The organism is Anaerolineae bacterium (assembly GCA_013178015.1).
GTDB lineage: Bacteria > Chloroflexota > Anaerolineae > DRVO01 > DRVO01 > Ch71.
In genome coordinates this window covers 24,034-43,264 of the sequence record JABLXR010000035.1, presented here as the reverse complement: position 1 = coordinate 43,264, position 19,231 = coordinate 24,034, and the positions used below count along the sequence as shown (strand labels likewise).

The following is a 19,231-nucleotide window of genomic DNA, read 5'->3' as shown; positions in this document are numbered from 1 at the left end:
ACGGCGAGGCCATGTATCGCCGTGGCCTTCGGGTCTACACCACCCTGGACCTGGACATCCAGAACATGGCTCAGGAGGTGGCCGCCCGGAAGATCGCGGAGTACGGCGTGCCCAACAACGCCAACAACGCCGCTGTGGTGATCCTCCGGCCCCAGACGGGCGAGATCTTAGCCATGGTGGGCAGCGTGGACTACTACAACGAGGCGATAGACGGGCAGGTCAACATGGCCCTGGCGCCTCGCCAGCCGGGGTCCTCCTTCAAGCCCTACGTCTACTTGACCGCCTTCGAGCAGGGCTATACCGCCGCCACCGTGGTGATGGATATCCCCACCACCTTCCCCGACCCGCCCAACGAGCCCTACTCACCCATGAACATAGACATGCAGTATCACGGAGCCCAGACGCTCCGTTCGGCCCTGGCCTGCTCCTACAACATACCAGCGGTCAAGCTCCTCGACATGGTGGGCATACCCAATGTGGTAGCCATGGCCCGAAGGATGGGCATCACCACCCTCACGGACGACTACTACGGACTGAGCTTGGCCTTGGGGGCCCGAGAGGTGAAGCTACTGGACCATACCTACGGCTACAGCGTAGTGGCTAACGGGGGACACATGGCCGGGCAGCCCGTGCCTGCCTGGGAGCGCCGCCCCGGATTCCGCGAGCTCGACCCCGTGGCCATCCTGCTGGTGGAGGACTCGGAGGGGAACATCCTCAAGCAGTACACCCAGCCAGAAGTGCGCCGGGTGGTGGAGCCGCAGTACGCCTACGTGCTCCAAAGCATCCTCTCGGACACGGCAGCGCGCGCGCCTGCCTTCGGGGCCAGCGCTGCTAACCTGGTCCTGCCCGACCGGCCGGTGGCCACCAAGACCGGTTCGACCAACGACAATCGCGATGCCTGGACCATGGGTTTCACCCCCCAGTACGCCGTAGGCGTGTGGATCGGCAATGCAGACCGCACCAAGATGAACCGGCTGCTCGGCTCCACTGGTGCCGGCCCTATCTACCACGAGATCATGCTCAAGCTGCACGAGGGTTTGCCCGTGATGGAGTTCCAGCGACCGCCCGGCATCGTTGAGGAGAAGGTGTGCGCCCTCTCGGGCCAGCTGGCTACCGATCACTGCCCCCACACCAGAACCGAGATCTTCGTCGAGGGGACTGAACCCACCGGCTACTGCACCATGCATCAGGTCTTTCGGGTGAACCGGGAGACGGGCCGGCTGGCCACGGTATACACGCCGGCGGAACTGGTGGAAGAGCGCGTGTACGAGATCTACCCACCTGAGGCAGCCGACTGGGTGCGCATGGCCGGGATACCCCAGCCGCCCACCGAATACGACCCCTTGCCGGAGGAAGGCTCCGCCGCCCAAGAGGCAGCCATCCTTCGCCCCGCCCCTTACCAGTATGTCCGCGGTGTGGTGGAGATCGCGGGCAATGCCCGAGTGCCCAACCAGGCTGTCTACCGGCTCAAGTACGGGGAGGGGCTCAATCCGTCAGCCTGGATGACCATCGGGTCCGAACACGGCCATCAGGTGGACAATGGCACCCTCGAATACTGGGACACCACCGGGCTATCGGGCCTCTACACCATCCAGCTCTCGGTGGTGGACCACAACCACGCAGAGTGGCTCGCCAACGTGCAAGTGACGGTAGACAACGAGCCACCCCAGGTGAAGCTCAACCATCCCTACCCAGGCAGCAAGCACTCCCGCAGCGACGTGGAAGGGGCCTGGTTCACCATTCAGGTGGATGCTGTGGACAACCTCCGGATGGATAGAGTAGAGTTCTACCTGGACGGCGCCCAGATCGGGATGAGCACGGTCACACCCTATGCCTTCAAGGTGATGCTGACAGACGTGCCAGCCGGTCAGCACGAGGTCTGGGCCATCGGCTATGATGCCGCCGGCAACAGCGCCGAGACCGAACATGTGCAGGTGACAGTGACGGGATGATACGTGATGCGTGATACGTGACACGTGATGCGTGATACGCGAGGCAGGTGTGTCACGCGTCACGTATCACGCATCACGTATCACGCATCACGTGTCACGTGTCATATTCTCTTCGTTGGAGTACGCTATGCGTTATCTGATCACGGGCGGCGCCGGCTTCTTGGGAACGGCGTTAGCCAACCGACTGGCGGGAGCGGGGCACGAGGTCCACGTGTTGGACGACCTTAGCGCCGGTGATCCCTCTCGCCTGCGCGACGAAGTGCTCTTCACCCGAGGCGACGTGCGGGACGTGCCGAAGCTCTGGTCACTGCTCCAGGACACCGACTGCGTCTACCATCTGGCGGCGAAGGTCTCGGTGCCCGCCTCTAACTTGTACCCGCGGGACTACAACGACGTCAACGTAGGGGGGACTGTCTGCCTTCTGGAGGCGGTGCGGGACGTGGGGGTGCCCAAAGTAGTGCTCGCCTCCTCCGGTGCCGTGTACGGCGAGCAGACACAGATGCCCATAAGCGAGGCTGCCGTGCCCAATCCGGGCTCGCCCTACGCTGTCAGCAAGCTGGCCGCTGAGTACTACTGCCGAACCGTGGGCCGGCTAGCCGGGTTCGAGACGGTGGTCCTGCGCATCTTCAACACCTACGGCCCCGGGCAGCCCCTTCCCGCCTCGCACGCGCCAGTCATACCTCTGTTCCTCCGCCGGGCCATCAATGGCGGCTCCATCGTCATCTTCGGCGATGGCAACCAGACGCGGGACTTCGTCTACATAGACGACGTGACCGATGCCCTGGTGGCGGCGGGAGAACGCCCCGGCCTGGCCGGCCAGGTCATTAACGTAGGCAGTGGTCGCGAGTGCAGCATCAGGCAGCTGGTGGCCCTAGTGGAGGACGCCAGCGGCCGGCGCACAAGCCCCATCCACAACCCCTCTCAAGAGGGGGGCGTTTCCCACTCGGTGGCCGACATCAGCCTCGCCTCGCAACTGCTGGGCTACACCCCCAAAGTGAGCCTAGAGGATGGGCTGCGGCGGATGCTGAGTGAGGACGACCGGTTCAGGAACAGGGCGTAGGTCATACGTATTAGGGGGCAAGTCGCAGGGGAGCAGGATAGAGGCCCTGAATAGGCAATCCCTGACCCCTGTAACCTATCCCCTGTACCCTGCCCTCTGCCGTTGCCCTTGTCAGACGAACCCATATGCAAGAAGATAAGGCCGGCTCTAGCAGCCAAGCCTGCGCTTTGGGCCGCCTGCCGGCCTGGGTATGCCGGCCATGCATCGCGAGGAGGACTGGGGAAATGGCTGAACGTGAGATCGGTTTCGCCGTGGTCGGCCTGGGCATGGGGGCCGGGCACGCACGCGACATATATGACCTGCCGGGTGCTCGGCTGGTCGCCGTGTGCGACATCGATGAGGAGCGCCTCAACGCCGTAGGCGATCGCTACGGGGCCAAGAAGTACAAGGACTTCGGGCGCATGCTGCGCAACCCGGATGTAGAGGTGGTCAGCATCGCGCTGCCGAGCGGAATGCACGCCAAGTTCGGCATCCGTGCTGCCCGCGCCGGCAAGCACATCGTGGTAGAGAAGCCCATTGACATCAACCTCCGCGCCATAGACCGACTCATAGAGGAGGCCGACAAGGCAGGAGTGAAACTGGGCGCCGTCTTCCAGTCGCGCTACAACCCTCTCTACCAGCGCCTCAAGGAGATCATAGACAGCGGCCGGCTGGGCAAGCTCTACGGCATTCACGCCGACCTCTTCTGGTGGCGCGAGCAGAGCTACTACGAGGATGAGAAGCACGGCAAGTGGAAGGGCACTTGGGCCATGGATGGGGGCGGCTCCCTCGCCAACCAGGGCATCCATACCATGGACCTGGTGCAGTGGTTGGCTGGCCCGGTCTCCTCCGTCTTCGGCTACATGGGTCGCTACGCCCATGATATCGAGGCCGAGGACAAGGTCTCCGCGGTGCTCCAGTTCGAGAACGGTGCCATCGGCAGCATCAACACGACTACTGCCGCTTGGCCTGGCGGAGGCGATACCCTCACCATTCACGGCGAGAATGGTACCATCGCCACGGGGAAGAGGCGCGACACCATCGAGGTATGGAAGCTGCGCGACGATCCTGAAGGCAAGGAGGAGCAAGAGATCAAGGCCATGTATGGTCCGCGGGAGGAGGGTAGCGGCGTCTCCGTCGCCACCGACCCGCGGGCGACCGCCCTTCACGGGCACCAGCCCATCTTTGCCGACATGATCGAGGCCATCCGCGAAGATCGCGATCCCTTCATCACCGGGGAGAGCGCTCGCAAGCCGGTGGAGATAATGCTGGCCATCTACAGGGCCGCCCGCACCCATAGAGAGGTCAAGTTGCCCCTCTAGAGATTGGCCACCAAGACACGGAGAAGGGAACAGGTTACAGAGGATAGAGTAGCATAGCTGGATGCACATCCCTATGACCTATCCCCTGTAACCTGTGACCCGCTCTGCGGTCTCTGCGATCTCCGCGGTGAGATCCGAACCAGCGTTACGGAGTGGAACTCGTGAAGTACGCGATCTGTAACGAGCTCTTCGAAGGCCAGCCCCTAGGGGAATACCTGCCCCTGGTGGCCCGGCTGGGCTATACCGGCCTAGAAGTGGCCCCTTTCGCCTTCGACACCCACGTGGCTCAGATGAGCCCGGAAGAGGCCAGGCGCGTGGGCGACCAGATTCGGGCTCACGGGCTCGAAGTGGTGGGCATGCACTGGCTGCTGGCCCGCACTGAGGGCCTGCATATCACCTCTGCCGACCGCGAGGCCCGGGATCGGGCCGCTGCCTACATGACTACCCTCATCCGTCGCACCGGCGACATGGGGGGCAAGATCATGGTGTTCGGCTCTCCCCAGCAGCGGAACGTGCTCCCCGGCGTGGCCGAGGAGGACGCCTGGGAGTGGGCCGCGCACTTCTTCCAGAGAGTAGCGCCGGTGGCCCAGGAAGAGGGAATCCTGATCTGCATCGAGCCCCTAGCCCGAGACGACACCAACTTCATCTACACTAAGGACCAGGGCGTGCGCCTGGTCGAGTTGGTGGATCACCCCAGCGTGGCCCTTCACCTGGACGTCAAGGCCATGTCGGACGAAGGCCGGCCCATCCCCGACATCATCCGGGAAGCGAAGGACCACTTGGGCCACTTCCACGCCAATGACGGCAAGTTGGGGCCGGGGATGGGTCCCATAGAGTATCGGCCTATCCTTCAGGCCCTGAAGGACATCGGCTACGGTGGCTGGATATCGGTGGAGGTCTTCGACTTCTCCCCCGGTGCCGAGCGCATTGCCCGGGAGAGCATAGAGTACCTCAAGAGCAGAGAGTAGGTTATGGGGGATAGGTTACAGGGAACAGGTTACGGCGGACAGAGAGAGGCTACTCGGAGGCATTCCCTGCAACCTGTCCCCTGTAACCTGTAACCTAACTGGAGGTGTCTACATGCCAGAATGGAGACTGAGGCTGCACGCGGGCGAGCACTGCCGGGTGGACTGCCCGGTGAAGGTGAACGTGGGTCGGGCCGACGGCAAGCCGCGCTCGCTCAGACTGACTGAGACTGCCACCGGCCGTCCGGTGACCTGCCAGGGTGGCCTGGACGATCAGGGCAACCTGTGGGTCCACTGGGTAGTAGACGTGCTCGCGGCAGGCGGTACCCGGGAGTATCTGCTGGAGACCAGCACCGAGGAGGAGGCCCGCCGCGGCGTCGTGTTGGAGGATCAGGACGGGCGGGTTCGGGTCCAGATCGGCAACCACCTTTTCACCGCCTACAACTACGCCGACCACTGGGCGCGGCCGTTTCTGTGGCCGGTAGTGGGCCCGTATGGCGACAACGTAACCCGGAACTATCCCATGGTGCAGGACATCGAAGGCGAGAAGCACGACCATCCGCACCACAAGTCCATCTACACCGCTCACGGCGACGTAAACGGAGTGGACAACTGGAGCGAGACGCCCGGGCATGGGCGGATCTTGCATCGGGGCTTCAGGCAGCTAGTGAGCGGGCCTGTGCTGGGGGTGATCCAGGCCGACAACGACTGGGTCAGCAACCGGGGCGAGAAGGTGATGTACGAGCAGCGGACCATGGTCTTCTACAACCTGCTCCCCAACCACGAGAAGATCGTGGATTACACGGTGCACTTCCGAGCCGACATGGGGCCAGTGAAGTTCGGGGACACCAAGGAAGGAGGGATCCTCTCGGTGCGGGTGGCCACCTCCATGGACGTGGCCTCGGGCCTGGGCGGCAAGATCGAGAACGCCTACGGGGGCATCAACGAGAAGGAGAACTGGGGCAAGAAGGCCCAGTGGTGTGATTACTCCGGTCCGGTGGCCGATCGCTTCGTGGGCATCGCCATCATGGATCACCCCGACAACGTCCGCTACCCCACCGAGTACCACGTTCGCAACTACGGACTGATGACGGCCAACCCCTTCGCCTGGCACGACTACAAGGCGGACGCCAGTCTGGACGGATCCTTGCTGCTGGAGGCAGGGCAGGACCTGGTGTTCCGTTACCGGCTGCTCATCCACCGCGGCGACGCCCAGTTGGGCCATGTGGCCGCCCGCTACCACGATTTCATCAACCCACCGACGGTGGAGGTGGTGTAGAAGCACGCGGCCGGCACGGCGGCAGCAGCTCCACACACAGTCAAGCTCGGACCTTGGCGCCAGGGCCGGATTCAAACATAACCCAAGCGTGGGAGCGACGCCGGGCCGCGCCGGGACATGACCGGCCCAGGGGCGCCGCGGAGCCGGGTGGAGACATGACCCACGTGTAGGAGCAGGGCTGTCTTGCCTGCTCTGGGGCTCTGCTAAGGCTGCTGGGGAGAGCGCACCGACGCCTGCGACTCCTTCGGTTGCGTCGTGTACGTGACTCCCCAGCAGCGTCCACAAAGGCCAGCCTCTGGCGTTCCCCTCTCCCTTCCGAGTCACCGCTCGCCCGCAGGCGCCAAGACCGAGGGAGACCGAGTCTGCTGCCCATGCCGCTGGACAGACCGGTGCCGCGTAGTACAATGGTCCCAAGCGGCGAGGGGCCACCTTCCGAGGGAGAGTGGGCGGATGCGCGTGCGGCGGCCTGGCTCCTCTCCGCCCGGGGGCCGGCCCGAACCTCGGCCGCCGGAGGGCGACCGCCCGACAGGCTGTTAGGCGGGATAGGCGTGGTATGGAGCCCTACCACTGTGATACGGTTCTCAGGGTGAGTTGGCATGGGCACGAAGCGAGTTCTCCTTATCGAAGATGACGAGCACCTCGCTAAGGTGGTAGAGATCACACTGTCCCGCGAGGGTTTCGAGGTCTTCACTGCGCGGGACGGCGACCTCGGGCTGAGGCGAGCTTACGAGCAACACCCCGACCTGGTGATCCTGGACGTGATGCTGCCCGGGCTCGACGGCTGGGAAGTGTGTCGCCGCCTCAAGCAGATGTCCAACACCCCCGTACTCATGCTTACCGCCAGGGCCACTGAGGAGGATGTGCTCCAGGGCTTCGACTCCGGAGCCGACGACTATGTGCGCAAGCCTTTCAGCCTGGCAGAGCTGGCCGCTCGGGTGAAGGCATTGCTCAAGCGGGCGGAGCTCTACGGCGCCACTTCAACTCAGGGGAACGTGCTCCACAACGGTGACCTTCAGGTGGATCTGGCGCGCCATCAGGTCACCAAGGGCGGCGTGCCCGTGGAGCTGACTCCACTCGAGTTCCGCCTCCTCAGCTACTTCCTCCAGAACCCCGGCCGCCTGCTCACCCATAGCGAGCTCCTCACTCACGTGTGGGGACCGGAGTTCTCGGACGAGGACCAGTACCTTCGCCTCTACGTGAGCTACCTGCGCCAGAAGCTCCAGGACGATTCCGCCAACCCGTCCTACATCTTCAACGTAAGGGGAGAAGGTTACCGCTTCCGCGAGTCCTGAGGGCAGCTGGATGCCATAGCCGGAAGTCCCAGATCTCCTCCTCTCGCCGGGCACTGGCGAGCATTTCTTATCCAACCCTTATACCATTCTAACCCGGCGTTTATCGCCACACGGCAGTCTCGGTGGTATCCTTCCACGAGAGGATCAGTGGACCAGATCCGCCTCATCCGTCCCTCACGCGTCCGCTGTCCGGCACTCAGGCCCCAAGCCGGTGACCTCGAAGGCGACTCCCCCGAGCGCTGCAACCAGGCAGCCGACGGGGTGCCCTCCGTGCTCTGGCCGATGGGCAGTCACAGCCCACCGGCAGTCTGGTTGAGAGTTAAGCCAGTGGATCAGTGCATCCTGCTGATAGAAGATGACACCAACCTCGCCCGGCTGATCGAGGTCAGCCTGAGCAGAGAGGGCTACCGTGTGCTCCTGGCGGAAGACGGGGTTCTGGGCCTGGAGATGGTCGGGCACGAGCAGCCCGATCTGGTGATTCTGGACATCATGTTGCCCGGCTTGGACGGGTGGGAGGTCTGCCGCCGGCTGAAGGCCGCGAGCGGTATCCCGGTCCTTATGCTCACCGCCCGAGTCACCGAGGACGACGTGCTCAAGGGCTTCAGCTGCGGAGCGGACGACTATGTGCGCAAACCTTTCAGCCTGGCGGAGCTGAAGGCGCGGGCGGGCAGCCTCCTGCGGCGAGTTGCTTCGGCGGCCGGCGGCGCCGGTTCCGAGCCCAGGGTGCTCACCAACCTGGATCTAGTGCTGGACACCACCCGACACGAGGTACACAAGCAGGGCCGGCCTCTGGGGCTAACGCCCAAGGAGTACCGGCTCCTGGCGTACTTCCTCCGCCACCCGGGCCGGCTCCTGTCCTACGAGGAGTTGCTCACCCAGGTGTGGGGGCCGGAACACAAGGATCAGAGCGTCTACCTGCGCGTCTACGTTCGCTACCTGCGGCAAAAGCTGGGCGACGACCCCAGCCATCCCACTTACATCACCAACGTGCGTGGCGAGGGCTACCGCTTTCGCGAGCCGTGAGAGGCGCCATCTCGGTATCCACAGCCGGGGCCGCCGTGCTCGGGGTCGTAACCGCCTGCTACCCCCTGCTGCCCAGTGCTCCGAGGAAGTCCGACAGATCGAACACGAAGCCGAAGGCCAGCGCCACGCGCCACAGCGCAATCTGCTTCGCTGTCTCCGTCCTGGCCGTCTCCTTATTCTCCACCGCTGTAGTTGCCTCCCGGATGGTGGAGCACAGCAGACCGTACTTCTGCATCTCCCACATGCCTCCAGGAGAGAGCAGCAGGCACCAGTTGATGGCGAAGCCGACGTAGATGAGGTGGTTCACCCCTTCCTCGCGACAGAGGGCGAAGAGCTGCCGCCCATTCTCGGCCACCCCTTCGTCGCTCTGGGGCCGCGCCTGGGGCATAAAGTCCACCCGCGCGAACCCGGCCTCTACATCGGCCTCGTTATGAGGGCCCACGAAGACGTGCTGCCGACGGAACTCCCGCAGCCGCTCCAGGACCGGGTCAGCCTCGACGCTGGGCAAAGCCTCCGGCTCCGGGCCAGCCAACGCCAGCGCTCGCTGGTAGCCGGGCAGCTCCTTGTAGTAGTCGCCACCGCCGACCACGTGGAAGAGCCTGAGAGGCGAGCGACGCACGGCCGCCAGGAGCGGCGGAAAGACGTCCCTGGCGATGGCATTGGCTCGGCCCATGTACTCCACCGCCCGGTGCCAGCCAGGGAACTGCTGGGGGGTACCGGTGTCGCAGGCGTGCATCACCACCAGGGCGCTGTGGTCCAGTGACAGAGGGATGTCCCCCTTTCGCCAGCCCCCATAGCCCTCGGCTGGAACCTCCAGAGCCAGGTCGGCGTCGAACTGTTGGTAGTAGTGAGCGGGAACGGTGACGGTGCTCATGGCAACTCCTCTATGGTGCGCAATGGGAGCCCGGCTCCGGCAGCACCTCTCTCAACAGCCGGACCCAGTTGCCGTGCATGATGAGCTCCACGTCCTCCTCGGCATATCCCCGCCGTCGCAGGATGTCCGGCACCTTCTGCAGATCGGCGATGGTGTCCAGGTCGTGAGGGGTCTGCTCCTTTCCGTAGCCCCCATCCAGGTCGCTGCCGATGGCGGCGTGCCGGGCATTCCCAGCGATCTGGCAGACGTGGTCTATGTGATCCGCGTAATCCTCCATGCTCGCCGCTTCGGGTTTCGTCTCCCCCTTGACCCATCCCGGCACGATCATCCAGGCGTCCAGGGCCGCCCCGATGACTCCGTCGCGCTCGATCATCAGCCGAATCTGTTCGTCGGTGAGCTGCCTGTCTCCCGGCACCAGGGCGCGGCAGTTGTGGTGACTGGCCAGCACCCTCCCGCCGAAGGCGTCCAGAGCCTGGAAGAAGGCCTCATCCGCCAGGTGGCTGACGTCCAGCACCATGCCTACCTTCTCCATCTCGGCCAGGAGGTCGTAGGCCGCTGGCAGTAGGCCCCCTGGCATGCCGGTTCCGTGAGAGTAGGCGCTAATGCCGTAGTGACACAGGCTCACCACCCGCAGGCCCTCATCCCACCAGCGGCCGACCTGCTCGGGAGAGACGATGGGGTCGGCTCCTTCCATGCTGAGGAAGAAGCCCAGGGGCGGCTCGTCTTGCAGTGGTTCCTGCCACCGGGCCAGGTGCTCCTCCAAGCCCGCCCGATCGGCGATGATGCGGACGTCGCCCTGCTCCTCCAGCAGGCGGTAGAAGGCCAACTGCCCCTGGGCGTGGCCGTAGGCAATCTCCGCAGTACGGTAACCGGGAACGTTGGTGCCCGGCCACGCCACCCGCGCGATGAGGGTGGCTGAAGAGAGGGCCACCTTGCCCCGGCGCATGTCGGGGAAGCCGACGGTGCCCGCACCTCGGCCCTTCTCCGTCATGCCGGCCTCGAGAGCACGAGTCTCGTGGGCGCTCAGGCGCAGATCGCGATTCCAGTTCAGAGCGTTCATGGCCAAGTCCAGGTGCGAATCCACCACTATCATGCTCGGTGCTCCTTCAGTAGTGCCATAGTGACGAGGGGATAGCCCCTAGCCAACAGGACCGGGATGCACTGCCCGGAGAGCTAGCCACTACCCACCAGCCACTGCCCTTCCAGCCGCCGCCAGGCCGGCCCCTCTCTCGAAGCGGTAGCCGGCCATCTCCAGCCCCGCCTCGATCGCTGCCACCGTCGCCATCACGTCTCCCATGTTGTTGGGCCCCATGTGGCCGATGCGGAAGTACTGGTCCCGGATAAGTGGGTGCAGTCCACCTGCCAGGATCACGCCAGCCTCCCGGACGTAACCCAGGAACTTGGCTCCGTCTACACCCTCAGGGTAGCGAGGGGCGGTCATGGTGTGCGCAGCGTACTCGGGCCGCTCGGGCACCTGCTCCAGCCCCAGAGCCTGTACGCCTGCCTTGCACATGCGGCTCAAAGCTCGGTGACGGGAGAAGCGTCGCTCCAGGCCCTCAGCCAGGATTAGGCCCAAGCTCACGTTCAGGGCAGCCACCAGGTTGACCGGCGGGGTACCGAAGTAGCTGGGCCTCCGGGCCTCGTACGCTTCCATGATAGGGAGCCAGTTGTCCCAGTCAGCGTAGTAGCTGCGGACGGGCGAGCGGCGCCGGCGGAAGACCTCCAGCGCTCTCGGCCCAGCCACCAACAGGGCCAAGCCGGGGGGCACGCCCACCGCTTTCTGGGACGCCGTCAGGGCCACGTCCACCCCCCAGTCGCTCAGGCGCAGCTCCTCGCCCGCTACCGAGCACACCCCGTCCACCACCGATAGCGCCCCGTGTTCCCGGGCCAGGCGGGCTACCCCGGGAACGTCGGCTATGACGCCGGTAGAGGTATCCACGTGGGTGACCGTCACCAGCTTGTACTGGGCCCGTCCTAGCTCCGCCTCGATCTCTTCCAGCGACGGTCGCGAGCCCACCGGGGCGCGGACGTGAGTCACCTGGGCGCCATAGCGTTCAAGGAGAGCGCCGAACCGGTCCCCGAAGTAGCCGGTATTCACCACCAGGGCCCGGTCACCCTCCTCGGTGAGGTTGGCCGCTGCCAGGTCCATGGCCAGGGTGCCCGAGCCGGCCACCACGAATGGTTGCCCATCCTCGCTCAGGAAGACCCTGCGGGTGCGCTCGAGGGCCTGCCCGAACACCTCGATGAAGTTGCCGGCTACATGACTGGTAGTAGGCTCGGCCATGGTGGCCAAGACCACGGGCTCGAACTCGATCGGCCCCGGTATCATCAACAGACTGCGACCCTTCATCCTTCATTTCCTCCCCAATGCTACGGTACACTCACGGCGCCGCTCCCACGCCAGGTGGAACCGAATCCTAACCCCAGGTGCCTCTGGCGACAACGCTCGGCGCCTCTTCGCCAATCACCCCCGCGACGAGCCAGTCTCCGCGCGAGAAGGTGGGCTGCCCCGGCACCGGGAGCGCCCCCGCTGAGCGGAGCTCAGTCGGCTGGCGACCCTCGTTCCAGTCCAGAGTTGACTTGCCCAAGTGTGACAGGAATAATGACCTCTAGGGTGGTGTTTGGAGGATTACATGAGGATCGTGGGTTTTGAACAAGGCCGAGTAACCGTCCAGCTCGATGCTGCCGAGTGCAGCGTCGTGGCTGAGGCTCTTCGTCTCGTGAGCAGGCAGCTGCCGTTGGAAGCACAGGCTCGGCGCCCCCTGGGCGATGCCTTCGCGGTCTGCGCCCGCATAGCCGCCGCCCAGAGTCGGCAGGCCTTGGCTCTGCGCCTGCCCCGGCCCCCTCTCGCGTTCGCCCGCCAGCAGCGCTCCATCGTCTCGGTGGACTGAGGCGCGTGCGGGCGCCCGCGCTCATCCACTCAGGCGCCAACCCTCAACAGCCAGGGAATGCGACCCGCGGCGTCACGCGATCGGCGCTCCCCATCGAAAGAGCCGGGCATCTGCCGCACCCCCTCTGACGGGCCTTCCATCAGCAAAGCCGGCCAGAAAGGCAAGGATTGGCCGCCAGCGTGCCCTTATGTCAATATAATGCGAACTCAGACGCGGCTGGCGCGGCCGGCCCAGGGGAGTCGTGGTGAGACGATTGGCCTGGTTGTCCTTCTCTCTATCAGCAGTGATTCTGGTGGCGGGAGTGTCCACGATTATGGCTCTCAGGGCAGGGGCGGCGCTCCCGCCTGCCACCAACGGTGGGCCCCAGACGGAGGCTGCCGCCGTGCAGCCGGCGCCCGCCACCGCTACCGCGGATGCGGAGAAGCTGGCCTGCCCCACCGCTACCGAGACCATATCACTGACGGCGACAGCCACCGCCACCCCCATCCCTACCGCCACTCCCACGGCCACGCCGGCCTACCAGCCAGCCGCGCCGGCGGTGGAGCTCACTGGCTTCACCCATAGCTGGCAGACCTGGAACAACTGCGGGCCGGCCACTCTGGCCATGCTCCTAAGCTACTACGGCAGCCGCCTCAGCCAGGGCGACATCGCCGCCGTCCTGCGGCCCAACTACGATGACAAGAACGCCGATCCCGAGGAACTGGCGGCCTTCGCCATCTCTCAGGGCCTGAGAGCGGTGGTAGGCGTCCAGGGAGATCGGGATACCCTGCGACTGCTCCTCAGCAATGGACTCCCGGTGCTCATCGCCACCTGGCACGAGCCCGAGCCCGACGATGGCATGGGCCACTATCGCCTGCTCACCGGCTACGAAGACGCCCAGGGTTACTACATCGTCTTCGATTCCTACGACACCGTCGGTCTGCGCGGGGCCAATCCGTACCTGGGCCTGGCTTTGCCCTACGACGAACTGGAATCCATGTGGACGGTATTCAACCGGGCGTTCGTGGTCGTCTACACTGCCGACCAGGAGCCGGTGGTGGACGGCATCCTCGGGCCCGAAGCGGGCACCCCGGCCATGTGGGAGGCGGCCCTGGCCCGCGCCGAGGAGCACGCTCAGGCCCATCCGGACGATGTGTATGCCTGGTTCAACGTGGGGACCAACCTCACCCACCTCGGTCGCTACGAGGAGGCGGTCGAAGCCTACCGCCGGGCGGAGGCCATAGGGTGGCCGCGCCGAATGCTATGGTACCAGGTCGGCCCCATGGAGGCCTACTACCACGTGGGCGCCTACGACAAGGTGATCGCCCTGACGGACCAGGTGATGCGACAGACCAATCAGGTGGAGGAGGTCTGGTACTGGAGAGGGATGGCCCTCCGGGCACTGGGGCAGGCCGACGCCGCCCGCCAGGCGTTCGAGCGGTCGCTCTCGCTTCGTCCCAGCTACGCCCCGCCCCGGGAGGCCCTGCAGTAGGGACACGACAGAACGTTGCGGACACCGACGTGCCCGTGGATGACGCTGATTCACGCCGATCGGAGAAGCTCAGCGTAGATCAGCGTCATCAGCATCCCCTTCCCGCCGGCTAGCGGCCCTCGATCTCGATTCCGCCGGTGCCAGAGCGCACCATCAGGGTCACCTGTGGGTCGGCACCCACCCGTCCGCGTAGCTCCCGCCGGACTATCCGCTCGCCGCCGGTCTCGCGGTCCTGCACGTCAAAGGCCACGTCTATCTCGCCCACGTTGGTGGAGGCATCCAAGAGGAACTGGCTGCCTCTGGGCAAGACGATCCGGATCGAGCCCACGTTTGAGTTGACACTCACCTGCCCCGATTCAGGCAGCTGCCCGTCGAAGGTCACGTCGCCCACGCCAGAGCGGATCTCGCTGTCGCCAGTGAGAGCTACGTCGTGCAGGACGATGTCACCCACGTCGCCGGTCACCGTGACCACACCCTCCACGCCTTCGATACGGATCTCGCCCACGTTGGAGCGCACGTTCAGGCTAGAGGAACGGGGCACCGTAATGTCCAGGGTCACGCTCAGGGACTGGTTCACCAGGCTGCTGGGCACGTCTACGCGAATCTCGGCTTGGTTGCCGCTCGCGGAGGCATCGAACAGCACCTCTTCCAGGAGCCGATTGGCCGCCTCCTGGGTGGAAGCCCGCGCCCTGGCTTCCGCCCGGACGCTGACGCCGTCGCCCGTGCCGCCGCGCACGTTCACCCGACCTACTTCGTTCATCACTGTCACCACCGCGGGCGACCGGACCACCAACTCACGGCTATAGGAGGTGGTGGATTCCCAGGAGCCTCGGCCCAGGATGGACCAGCCACTGGATATTGTGGGACCACCGCCGCCATAGATGGCCACAGCCCCCAGAGCGACGGCGACGCAGCAGCACAGCAACAGCACTGCCAGCACCACCAACAGGATCACAAGTGTAGACGACTTCATCCGATTCCTCCTATGGACTTCACGCTCAACTCAGCAGCTATCGATACGCGCCGCACCCATTGTAGGGCGCTCGGGCGGCGCCCTCAACCGCCCTCGGCTCGGGGGCCGGGTACTGCCGTAGGTTCGGTTGGGTGCAGTGGCTTCCCCCTAAGCCGGGGCGAAGCCAGGAGGCTCAACTGAAGGGGCCGGGTCCGGCGGACTGCTTCGGGTCAGGAGTGGGACCAAGTGACGGCGCAGGCTACGCTGTACCGTCGCAATGGGGGACGTGGCATCAATGGTGACGAAGCCAAACTCGCGCGCGAGCCGAGCATACTCCTGCAGTAGCTTTCGCTGGTAGCGGATGAAACTGTCATACGGGTCGAGACCGGGGTTCTGATCCAGCCCCGACTCCCAGTAGTCCAGCCCATCGGCGAGCAGAGCCCGCCGGACCAGCGTCTCGGCGTCGGCCTCTAAGTAGAACACCACGTCGGGCTCGAGGGCGAAACCAAACAGCTCCTGCACCCAGGCGCGGTCGGCTCCGCGGGCGCAGGCACGGGCGATAGCCGTGTACACGTAGCGGTCCGAGAGCACCACGAACCCGGCCCGGAGCGCGGGGATGATCTCGTGCTCCAACCGGTCGGCGAAGTCGGTGGCATAGAGCAGGTTGAAGGTCCACACGTTCATGGTGTGGCCTTCTTTGGCTAGGTCTATGGTGGAAGACACCAAGGGCGAGGAGGTCCAGTCGGTGTCCACCACCCCATAGCCCTGATACTCCAGCCAACCGCGCAGGAGGCGGATCTGAGTGGTGCGCCCGACGCCGTCACTGCCCTCGATGACGATGAGGCACCCCGACAGACCACTGGTGTCCACGTAAGGCAGCCCCTTACCCATGAAGGCACGCCGTTCGCTCATCGATCCAACCCCGGAAGAGGGACGGCAGCGGTGCGGGAGGTGAATCCGGCAGCAAAGGGCTCCAGGTACTCTGCCACCGTCTCCTCCACGATCCTGCGCAACTGCTGTTGCTGCACGTCTATGGGGAGCTCAGCATCCATGACCCGGAAGCCAAACTCCTCCGCCATACGATCGTACTCCTGCAGCACTCGCCCCTGGAACAGGCGGAAGGATTCCTCCAAGTCGGGGCTAAGCTTCAGATCCATGCCCGCTTCGTAGAACTTGATCTTGGCCCGAGCGCTTCGCAGCCGGTTGAGCGAGCACTCCACCGGGACCTTGAAATAGAAGGCTACATCCGGGCACACAGCGAAGCTGTACACCTCGCGCACCCACTCAGGATGCACCCCCCGGGCCACGTCCCGCGCAAATGCGGTGTAGGCGTATCGGTCGGCGATGACCATCATGCCCGCCTTCAGGGGCGGAATGATCTGATAGGTCAGCCGGTCGGCGAAGTCGGTGGCGTGAAGAAGACTGAAGGTCGTCGGAGTGAGGCGATTCTTCTTCTTGCCCACCCGAGTGGCTCGCCGTACCAGGGGAGAGGAGTTCCACTCGGTGAAGAAGACAGGCACTCCCCGGTTCATCAGCCACTTCTGCAGTAACTGAGCCTGGGTGGACTTGCCCGACCCGTCAATGCCCTCCACCACGATGAGCTTGCCCGGATAGTCATGCGCCTGGTTCAAACCAGGAGTCTTCATCCCTCCTCCCCGATCGTCGAGCTCTCACCAGCGCTCACCAGCTCGCGAGTCCTTTCCTCCAGCCAACTGGATCAACTGACTCGGCGCCAGCAGCCATTCAAGGGTGGCGCACCGCCCGTAACTCAGCTCGGACACAGCGAGACGGCACACTCCGCCTTTGCGCAGGTTCAGGTCCAGGCTCAGACCTCCGGTGCACAGCACCGAGGCCAGCTGGCCCAGGTCCGGCTGATGGCCTACCAGCACCAAGCTTTCGTCGGGGCCATGCAGGCGACTGATCTGAGCCACCAATTCCTGGTGGCTTCCGCCCGGCGCCAGGGCATCGAGGGTCAGCGGCTCGGGTCCATCATTCAAGGCGTCGACAAGGATGTCGGCCGTCTGGCGTGAACGGAGATATGGGCTAGTTAGCACAGCATCGCACCGAAAACCGAGAGAGAGCAAGCCGCGAGCGATGCGCCGCATTCTGCGCTCGCCCCGACGCGTGAGTGGGCGCTCGGCGTCGTCCTGGTAGCCACCCACGTCGCGCTTAGTGGCAATGGCGTGTCGCAACAGGTACAGCTCCATCTACTCTCTCCGTCCTCCGGACCCGGTGGCGACGCAGCCCCATCGCCCGGCGGGAACCGCCTATGTGCCGGCATCTTAACTGTTATGTCTGTCCAGTCAACTTCGCTGTGCTGTTCCCGCCATTCTGGCGACCGGACAGAGCTTGCGCCGGGTGCGGTGGAGACATAGGCGCAGGCGCGGTGTTGCCTGCCAAGTTCCAGCTCGGCCAAGGGCCAAGCAGAGGCCGAACGATCGTGCGGAGTTCTCCTATCAGATTACCCTCTCCTTCTGATGAATCTCTGAGAGACGCTTTATGACCGTTTAACTCACCACATGCATACTGTCCGGTGGAACAAGCGAATAGCTCACATACTCTCCTGCAGTGATCCCCCCACTGCTACATGTCCCCCCATTCCCCTCCTCTTCTTGCCACTGGAGTTCTGGGGAGCCCTCACCCCGGGGGCTCCTCGCCTCTCTTTCTCAGGGGTGAAGGCACCAAGGGGGCAGGCAGGAGCGGAGAAAGCAGGCCGATCCCCCGGCGGCACGCGTCAGCCATGAAGACCGAAAGCCCGCAGGGGCGGTTGCGCAGGCCTCGCCCGAGTCGTCGGTGATGTAATGTCAGTTAGGCAAGTCGAGGGTTAGCTCCGGGTTTGAAGGGCGAGGCCTTCCATATCATCGACACAAGCTACGGTCACGACCGTGGCTTTTCGCTGTTCCTGACGTGCATCCCAAGAGCTCGCCCCAGGGGCGGGACCGCCAGCCGTGGCACCACGGCGAGGCTTTGAGCCTGCCCGCGGAGACCGCCGCTGCCACCCTACACAAGCGGGTGTTGTCGCCGTCAGGAGCAGGCGTCCAGCTCCACACCCGCCGCCACGGTGCGGACCGCGACCAGGCGCTGGTGCAACTCCTCCTGCACGCCCTCGCAGTCCGCCAGTGGGAACCGGCCCTCTTCCAGCCGCAACACGGTCACATCGCCGCAAGCGCCAGGTCGAAGGCAACCGACCTCGCCCTGCAGCCCCAGCACCCGGGCGGGCGCGTCGGTGACCAGTTGCACTACCTCCTGCAGGGGCAAGCCCAGATGCAGAAACTTGCTCATCACCGAGGGCAGGCTGAAGGCGCCGGAGCCCACGCTGGACCGATGCAGGTCGCTGGAGATGAAGTCCGGGGGGAAGCCCTGGTCGAGAGCGGCGCGGGCCACTTCCCAGGAGAAGCTGCCAGCGCCGTGGCCCACGTCAAACAGCACCCCCCGTCGGCGCGCTTCCCAGGCCTCCGGCCGCACGCGGTCGTTCCCCACCATCAGACAGCCCTTCCGCCCCTTGTAGATGTGGGTGACGATGTCGCCGGGGCGCATCAAAGGGAGCATGTCTCCCAGGCCCGGGGGTGGCGCGCCGATGTGGCACATCACCGGCAGATCGGTGGCCCGCCCCACCTCTAGTGCCACCCGGAGTGGGGTGAGGCCGGTAGGGCCTACGCGCATGGCGCAGCTCAGCACCTTGATGCCCTTCATCAGGTCCCGGTTCTCCTCCACCGCACGGAAGGCGGAGTCGGCGTCCAGGTGCTCGATGACGCCGTGGACCACCTCCAGGCAGGTCAGCCCGGGCTCGGAGACGTTCAGGAAGGGCAGGATGCGGACGCACGAGGGCTCGATGACGTAGTGCCGAAAGCCAGCGAAGTTGGCGGCTCCGGCGCTGCCGGCGTCTACCCAAGTAGTGACGCCCGAGGAGGGGGCATGTCGATCGGCCTCGATGCTGATGGCGTCCAGGCGGAAAGCCACGTGGGTGTGAAGGTCTATCAGTCCCGGCACCACCAGGCAGCCGGTAGCGTCCAGCCGGGAGACGGCCTCAAAGCCCGAGAGGTCAGCTTCGACCGCAGCCACCCTGCCCTGAAGCAGGGCCACATCGGCGGGACCATCTAGGCCTTGGGCCGGGTCGATCACTCGCCCGCCGGTGATGAGCAGATCGTAGGTCAATCCTGTCCTCCGCTGG

The 19,231-nt window shown here is 65.0% G+C and carries 17 protein-coding genes; 9 read left to right on the top strand and 8 right to left on the bottom strand.

The window, feature by feature from the left end:
* Positions 1–11: 11 nt before the first annotated feature.
* The 7 genes from HPY83_13925 (at position 12) to HPY83_13895 (ending at position 8,872) form a co-directional block, all read left to right on the top strand.
* Positions 12–1,952: a hypothetical protein gene (locus HPY83_13925; protein NPV09048.1), complete on the top strand. Its 1,941-nt coding sequence runs from the start codon at positions 12–14 to the stop codon at positions 1,950–1,952.
* Between the two features lie 127 nt (positions 1,953–2,079).
* The gene (locus HPY83_13920) at positions 2,080–3,012 is read left to right on the top strand and encodes an NAD-dependent epimerase/dehydratase family protein (protein ID NPV09047.1); all 933 of its coding nucleotides are present in this window, start codon (positions 2,080–2,082) and stop codon (positions 3,010–3,012) included.
* 224 nt (positions 3,013–3,236) lie between these two features.
* Entirely contained in the window at positions 3,237–4,313 is a 1,077-nt protein-coding gene (locus HPY83_13915; GenBank protein ID NPV09046.1) for a Gfo/Idh/MocA family oxidoreductase, read from the top strand.
* Between the two features lie 161 nt (positions 4,314–4,474).
* Entirely contained in the window at positions 4,475–5,281 is an 807-nt protein-coding gene (locus tag HPY83_13910; protein ID NPV09045.1) for a sugar phosphate isomerase/epimerase, read from the top strand.
* A 112-nt stretch (positions 5,282–5,393) separates the two neighbouring features.
* Positions 5,394–6,557, top strand: a complete 1,164-nt coding sequence (locus tag HPY83_13905) for a PmoA family protein (GenBank protein ID NPV09044.1) — start codon at positions 5,394–5,396, stop codon at positions 6,555–6,557.
* 596 nt (positions 6,558–7,153) lie between these two features.
* Entirely contained in the window at positions 7,154–7,849 is a 696-nt protein-coding gene (locus tag HPY83_13900) for a response regulator transcription factor (GenBank protein ID NPV09043.1), read from the top strand.
* Between the two features lie 147 nt (positions 7,850–7,996).
* Complete coding sequence (locus tag HPY83_13895; protein NPV09042.1) at positions 7,997–8,872, top strand: response regulator transcription factor; 876 nt, start codon at positions 7,997–7,999, stop codon at positions 8,870–8,872.
* A 58-nt stretch (positions 8,873–8,930) separates the two neighbouring features.
* Here the strand turns inward: HPY83_13895 and HPY83_13890 are convergent, their stop codons facing one another.
* The 3 genes from HPY83_13890 to HPY83_13880 form a co-directional block, all read right to left on the bottom strand.
* Positions 8,931–9,746 (bottom strand): hypothetical protein, encoded by an 816-nt coding sequence (locus tag HPY83_13890; GenBank protein ID NPV09041.1) that lies wholly within the window; start codon positions 9,744–9,746, stop codon positions 8,931–8,933.
* A 10-nt stretch (positions 9,747–9,756) separates the two neighbouring features.
* Positions 9,757–10,839 (bottom strand): peptidase M19, encoded by a 1,083-nt coding sequence (locus tag HPY83_13885; GenBank protein ID NPV09040.1) that lies wholly within the window; start codon positions 10,837–10,839, stop codon positions 9,757–9,759.
* 87 nt (positions 10,840–10,926) lie between these two features.
* On the bottom strand, positions 10,927–12,075 hold the full coding sequence (locus HPY83_13880; protein NPV09039.1) for an alanine--glyoxylate aminotransferase family protein: 1,149 nt from the start codon (positions 12,073–12,075) through the stop codon (positions 10,927–10,929).
* A 304-nt stretch (positions 12,076–12,379) separates the two neighbouring features.
* Here HPY83_13880 and HPY83_13875 point away from each other — a divergent pair, with 304 nt between their 5' ends.
* Complete coding sequence (locus tag HPY83_13875; GenBank protein ID NPV09038.1) at positions 12,380–12,637, top strand: hypothetical protein; 258 nt, start codon at positions 12,380–12,382, stop codon at positions 12,635–12,637.
* Positions 12,638–12,881: 244 nt separating this feature from the next.
* Entirely contained in the window at positions 12,882–14,108 is a 1,227-nt protein-coding gene (locus HPY83_13870) for a tetratricopeptide repeat protein (GenBank protein NPV09037.1), read from the top strand.
* A gap of 109 nt (positions 14,109–14,217) precedes the next feature.
* On the opposite strand, the gene HPY83_13865 is transcribed toward HPY83_13870, so the two are convergent.
* The 5 genes from HPY83_13865 to HPY83_13845 all read right to left on the bottom strand — a co-directional run bounded on the left by HPY83_13865 (position 14,218) and on the right by HPY83_13845 (position 19,215).
* Positions 14,218–15,081 carry a DUF4097 family beta strand repeat protein gene (locus HPY83_13865; protein NPV09036.1) on the bottom strand — a complete coding sequence of 288 codons (864 nt, stop codon included), beginning with the start codon at positions 15,079–15,081 and terminating at the stop codon, positions 14,218–14,220.
* A 147-nt stretch (positions 15,082–15,228) separates the two neighbouring features.
* Positions 15,229–15,972, bottom strand: a complete 744-nt coding sequence (locus tag HPY83_13860; GenBank protein NPV09035.1) for a thymidylate kinase — start codon at positions 15,970–15,972, stop codon at positions 15,229–15,231.
* Positions 15,969–16,706, bottom strand: a complete 738-nt coding sequence (tmk, locus tag HPY83_13855) for a dTMP kinase (GenBank protein ID NPV09034.1) — start codon at positions 16,704–16,706, stop codon at positions 15,969–15,971. The genes HPY83_13860 and tmk overlap by 4 nt, the downstream gene beginning before the upstream one ends.
* Positions 16,707–16,730: 24 nt before the next feature.
* Positions 16,731–17,267: a phosphohistidine phosphatase SixA gene (gene sixA / locus HPY83_13850; GenBank protein NPV09033.1), complete on the bottom strand. Its 537-nt coding sequence runs from the start codon at positions 17,265–17,267 to the stop codon at positions 16,731–16,733.
* 817 nt (positions 17,268–18,084) lie between these two features.
* Positions 18,085–19,215: an amidohydrolase/deacetylase family metallohydrolase gene (locus tag HPY83_13845; protein NPV09032.1), complete on the bottom strand. Its 1,131-nt coding sequence runs from the start codon at positions 19,213–19,215 to the stop codon at positions 18,085–18,087.
* Positions 19,216–19,231 lie beyond the last annotated feature (16 nt).

What these genes read in the sequence shown, in the direction of transcription:
- HPY83_13925 (NPV09048.1), top strand. Translation starts at nt 12, where the DNA reads ATGTATCGCCGTGGCCTTCGGGTCTACACCACCCTGGACCTGGACATC.
- HPY83_13920 (NPV09047.1), top strand. Translation starts at nt 2,080, where the DNA reads ATGCGTTATCTGATCACGGGCGGCGCCGGCTTCTTGGGAACGGCGTTA.
- HPY83_13915 (NPV09046.1), top strand. Translation starts at nt 3,237, where the DNA reads ATGGCTGAACGTGAGATCGGTTTCGCCGTGGTCGGCCTGGGCATGGGG.
- HPY83_13905 (NPV09044.1), top strand. Translation starts at nt 5,394, where the DNA reads ATGCCAGAATGGAGACTGAGGCTGCACGCGGGCGAGCACTGCCGGGTG.
- HPY83_13900 (NPV09043.1), top strand. Translation starts at nt 7,154, where the DNA reads ATGGGCACGAAGCGAGTTCTCCTTATCGAAGATGACGAGCACCTCGCT.
- HPY83_13890 (NPV09041.1), bottom strand. Translation starts at nt 9,746, where the DNA reads ATGAGCACCGTCACCGTTCCCGCTCACTACTACCAACAGTTCGACGCC.
- HPY83_13885 (NPV09040.1), bottom strand. Translation starts at nt 10,839, where the DNA reads ATGATAGTGGTGGATTCGCACCTGGACTTGGCCATGAACGCTCTGAAC.
- HPY83_13880 (NPV09039.1), bottom strand. Translation starts at nt 12,075, where the DNA reads ATGATACCGGGGCCGATCGAGTTCGAGCCCGTGGTCTTGGCCACCATG.
- HPY83_13875 (NPV09038.1), top strand. Translation starts at nt 12,380, where the DNA reads ATGAGGATCGTGGGTTTTGAACAAGGCCGAGTAACCGTCCAGCTCGAT.
- HPY83_13865 (NPV09036.1), bottom strand. Translation starts at nt 15,081, where the DNA reads ATGAAGTCGTCTACACTTGTGATCCTGTTGGTGGTGCTGGCAGTGCTG.
- HPY83_13860 (NPV09035.1), bottom strand. Translation starts at nt 15,972, where the DNA reads ATGAGCGAACGGCGTGCCTTCATGGGTAAGGGGCTGCCTTACGTGGAC.
- tmk (NPV09034.1), bottom strand. Translation starts at nt 16,706, where the DNA reads ATGAAGACTCCTGGTTTGAACCAGGCGCATGACTATCCGGGCAAGCTC.
- sixA (NPV09033.1), bottom strand. Translation starts at nt 17,267, where the DNA reads ATGGAGCTGTACCTGTTGCGACACGCCATTGCCACTAAGCGCGACGTG.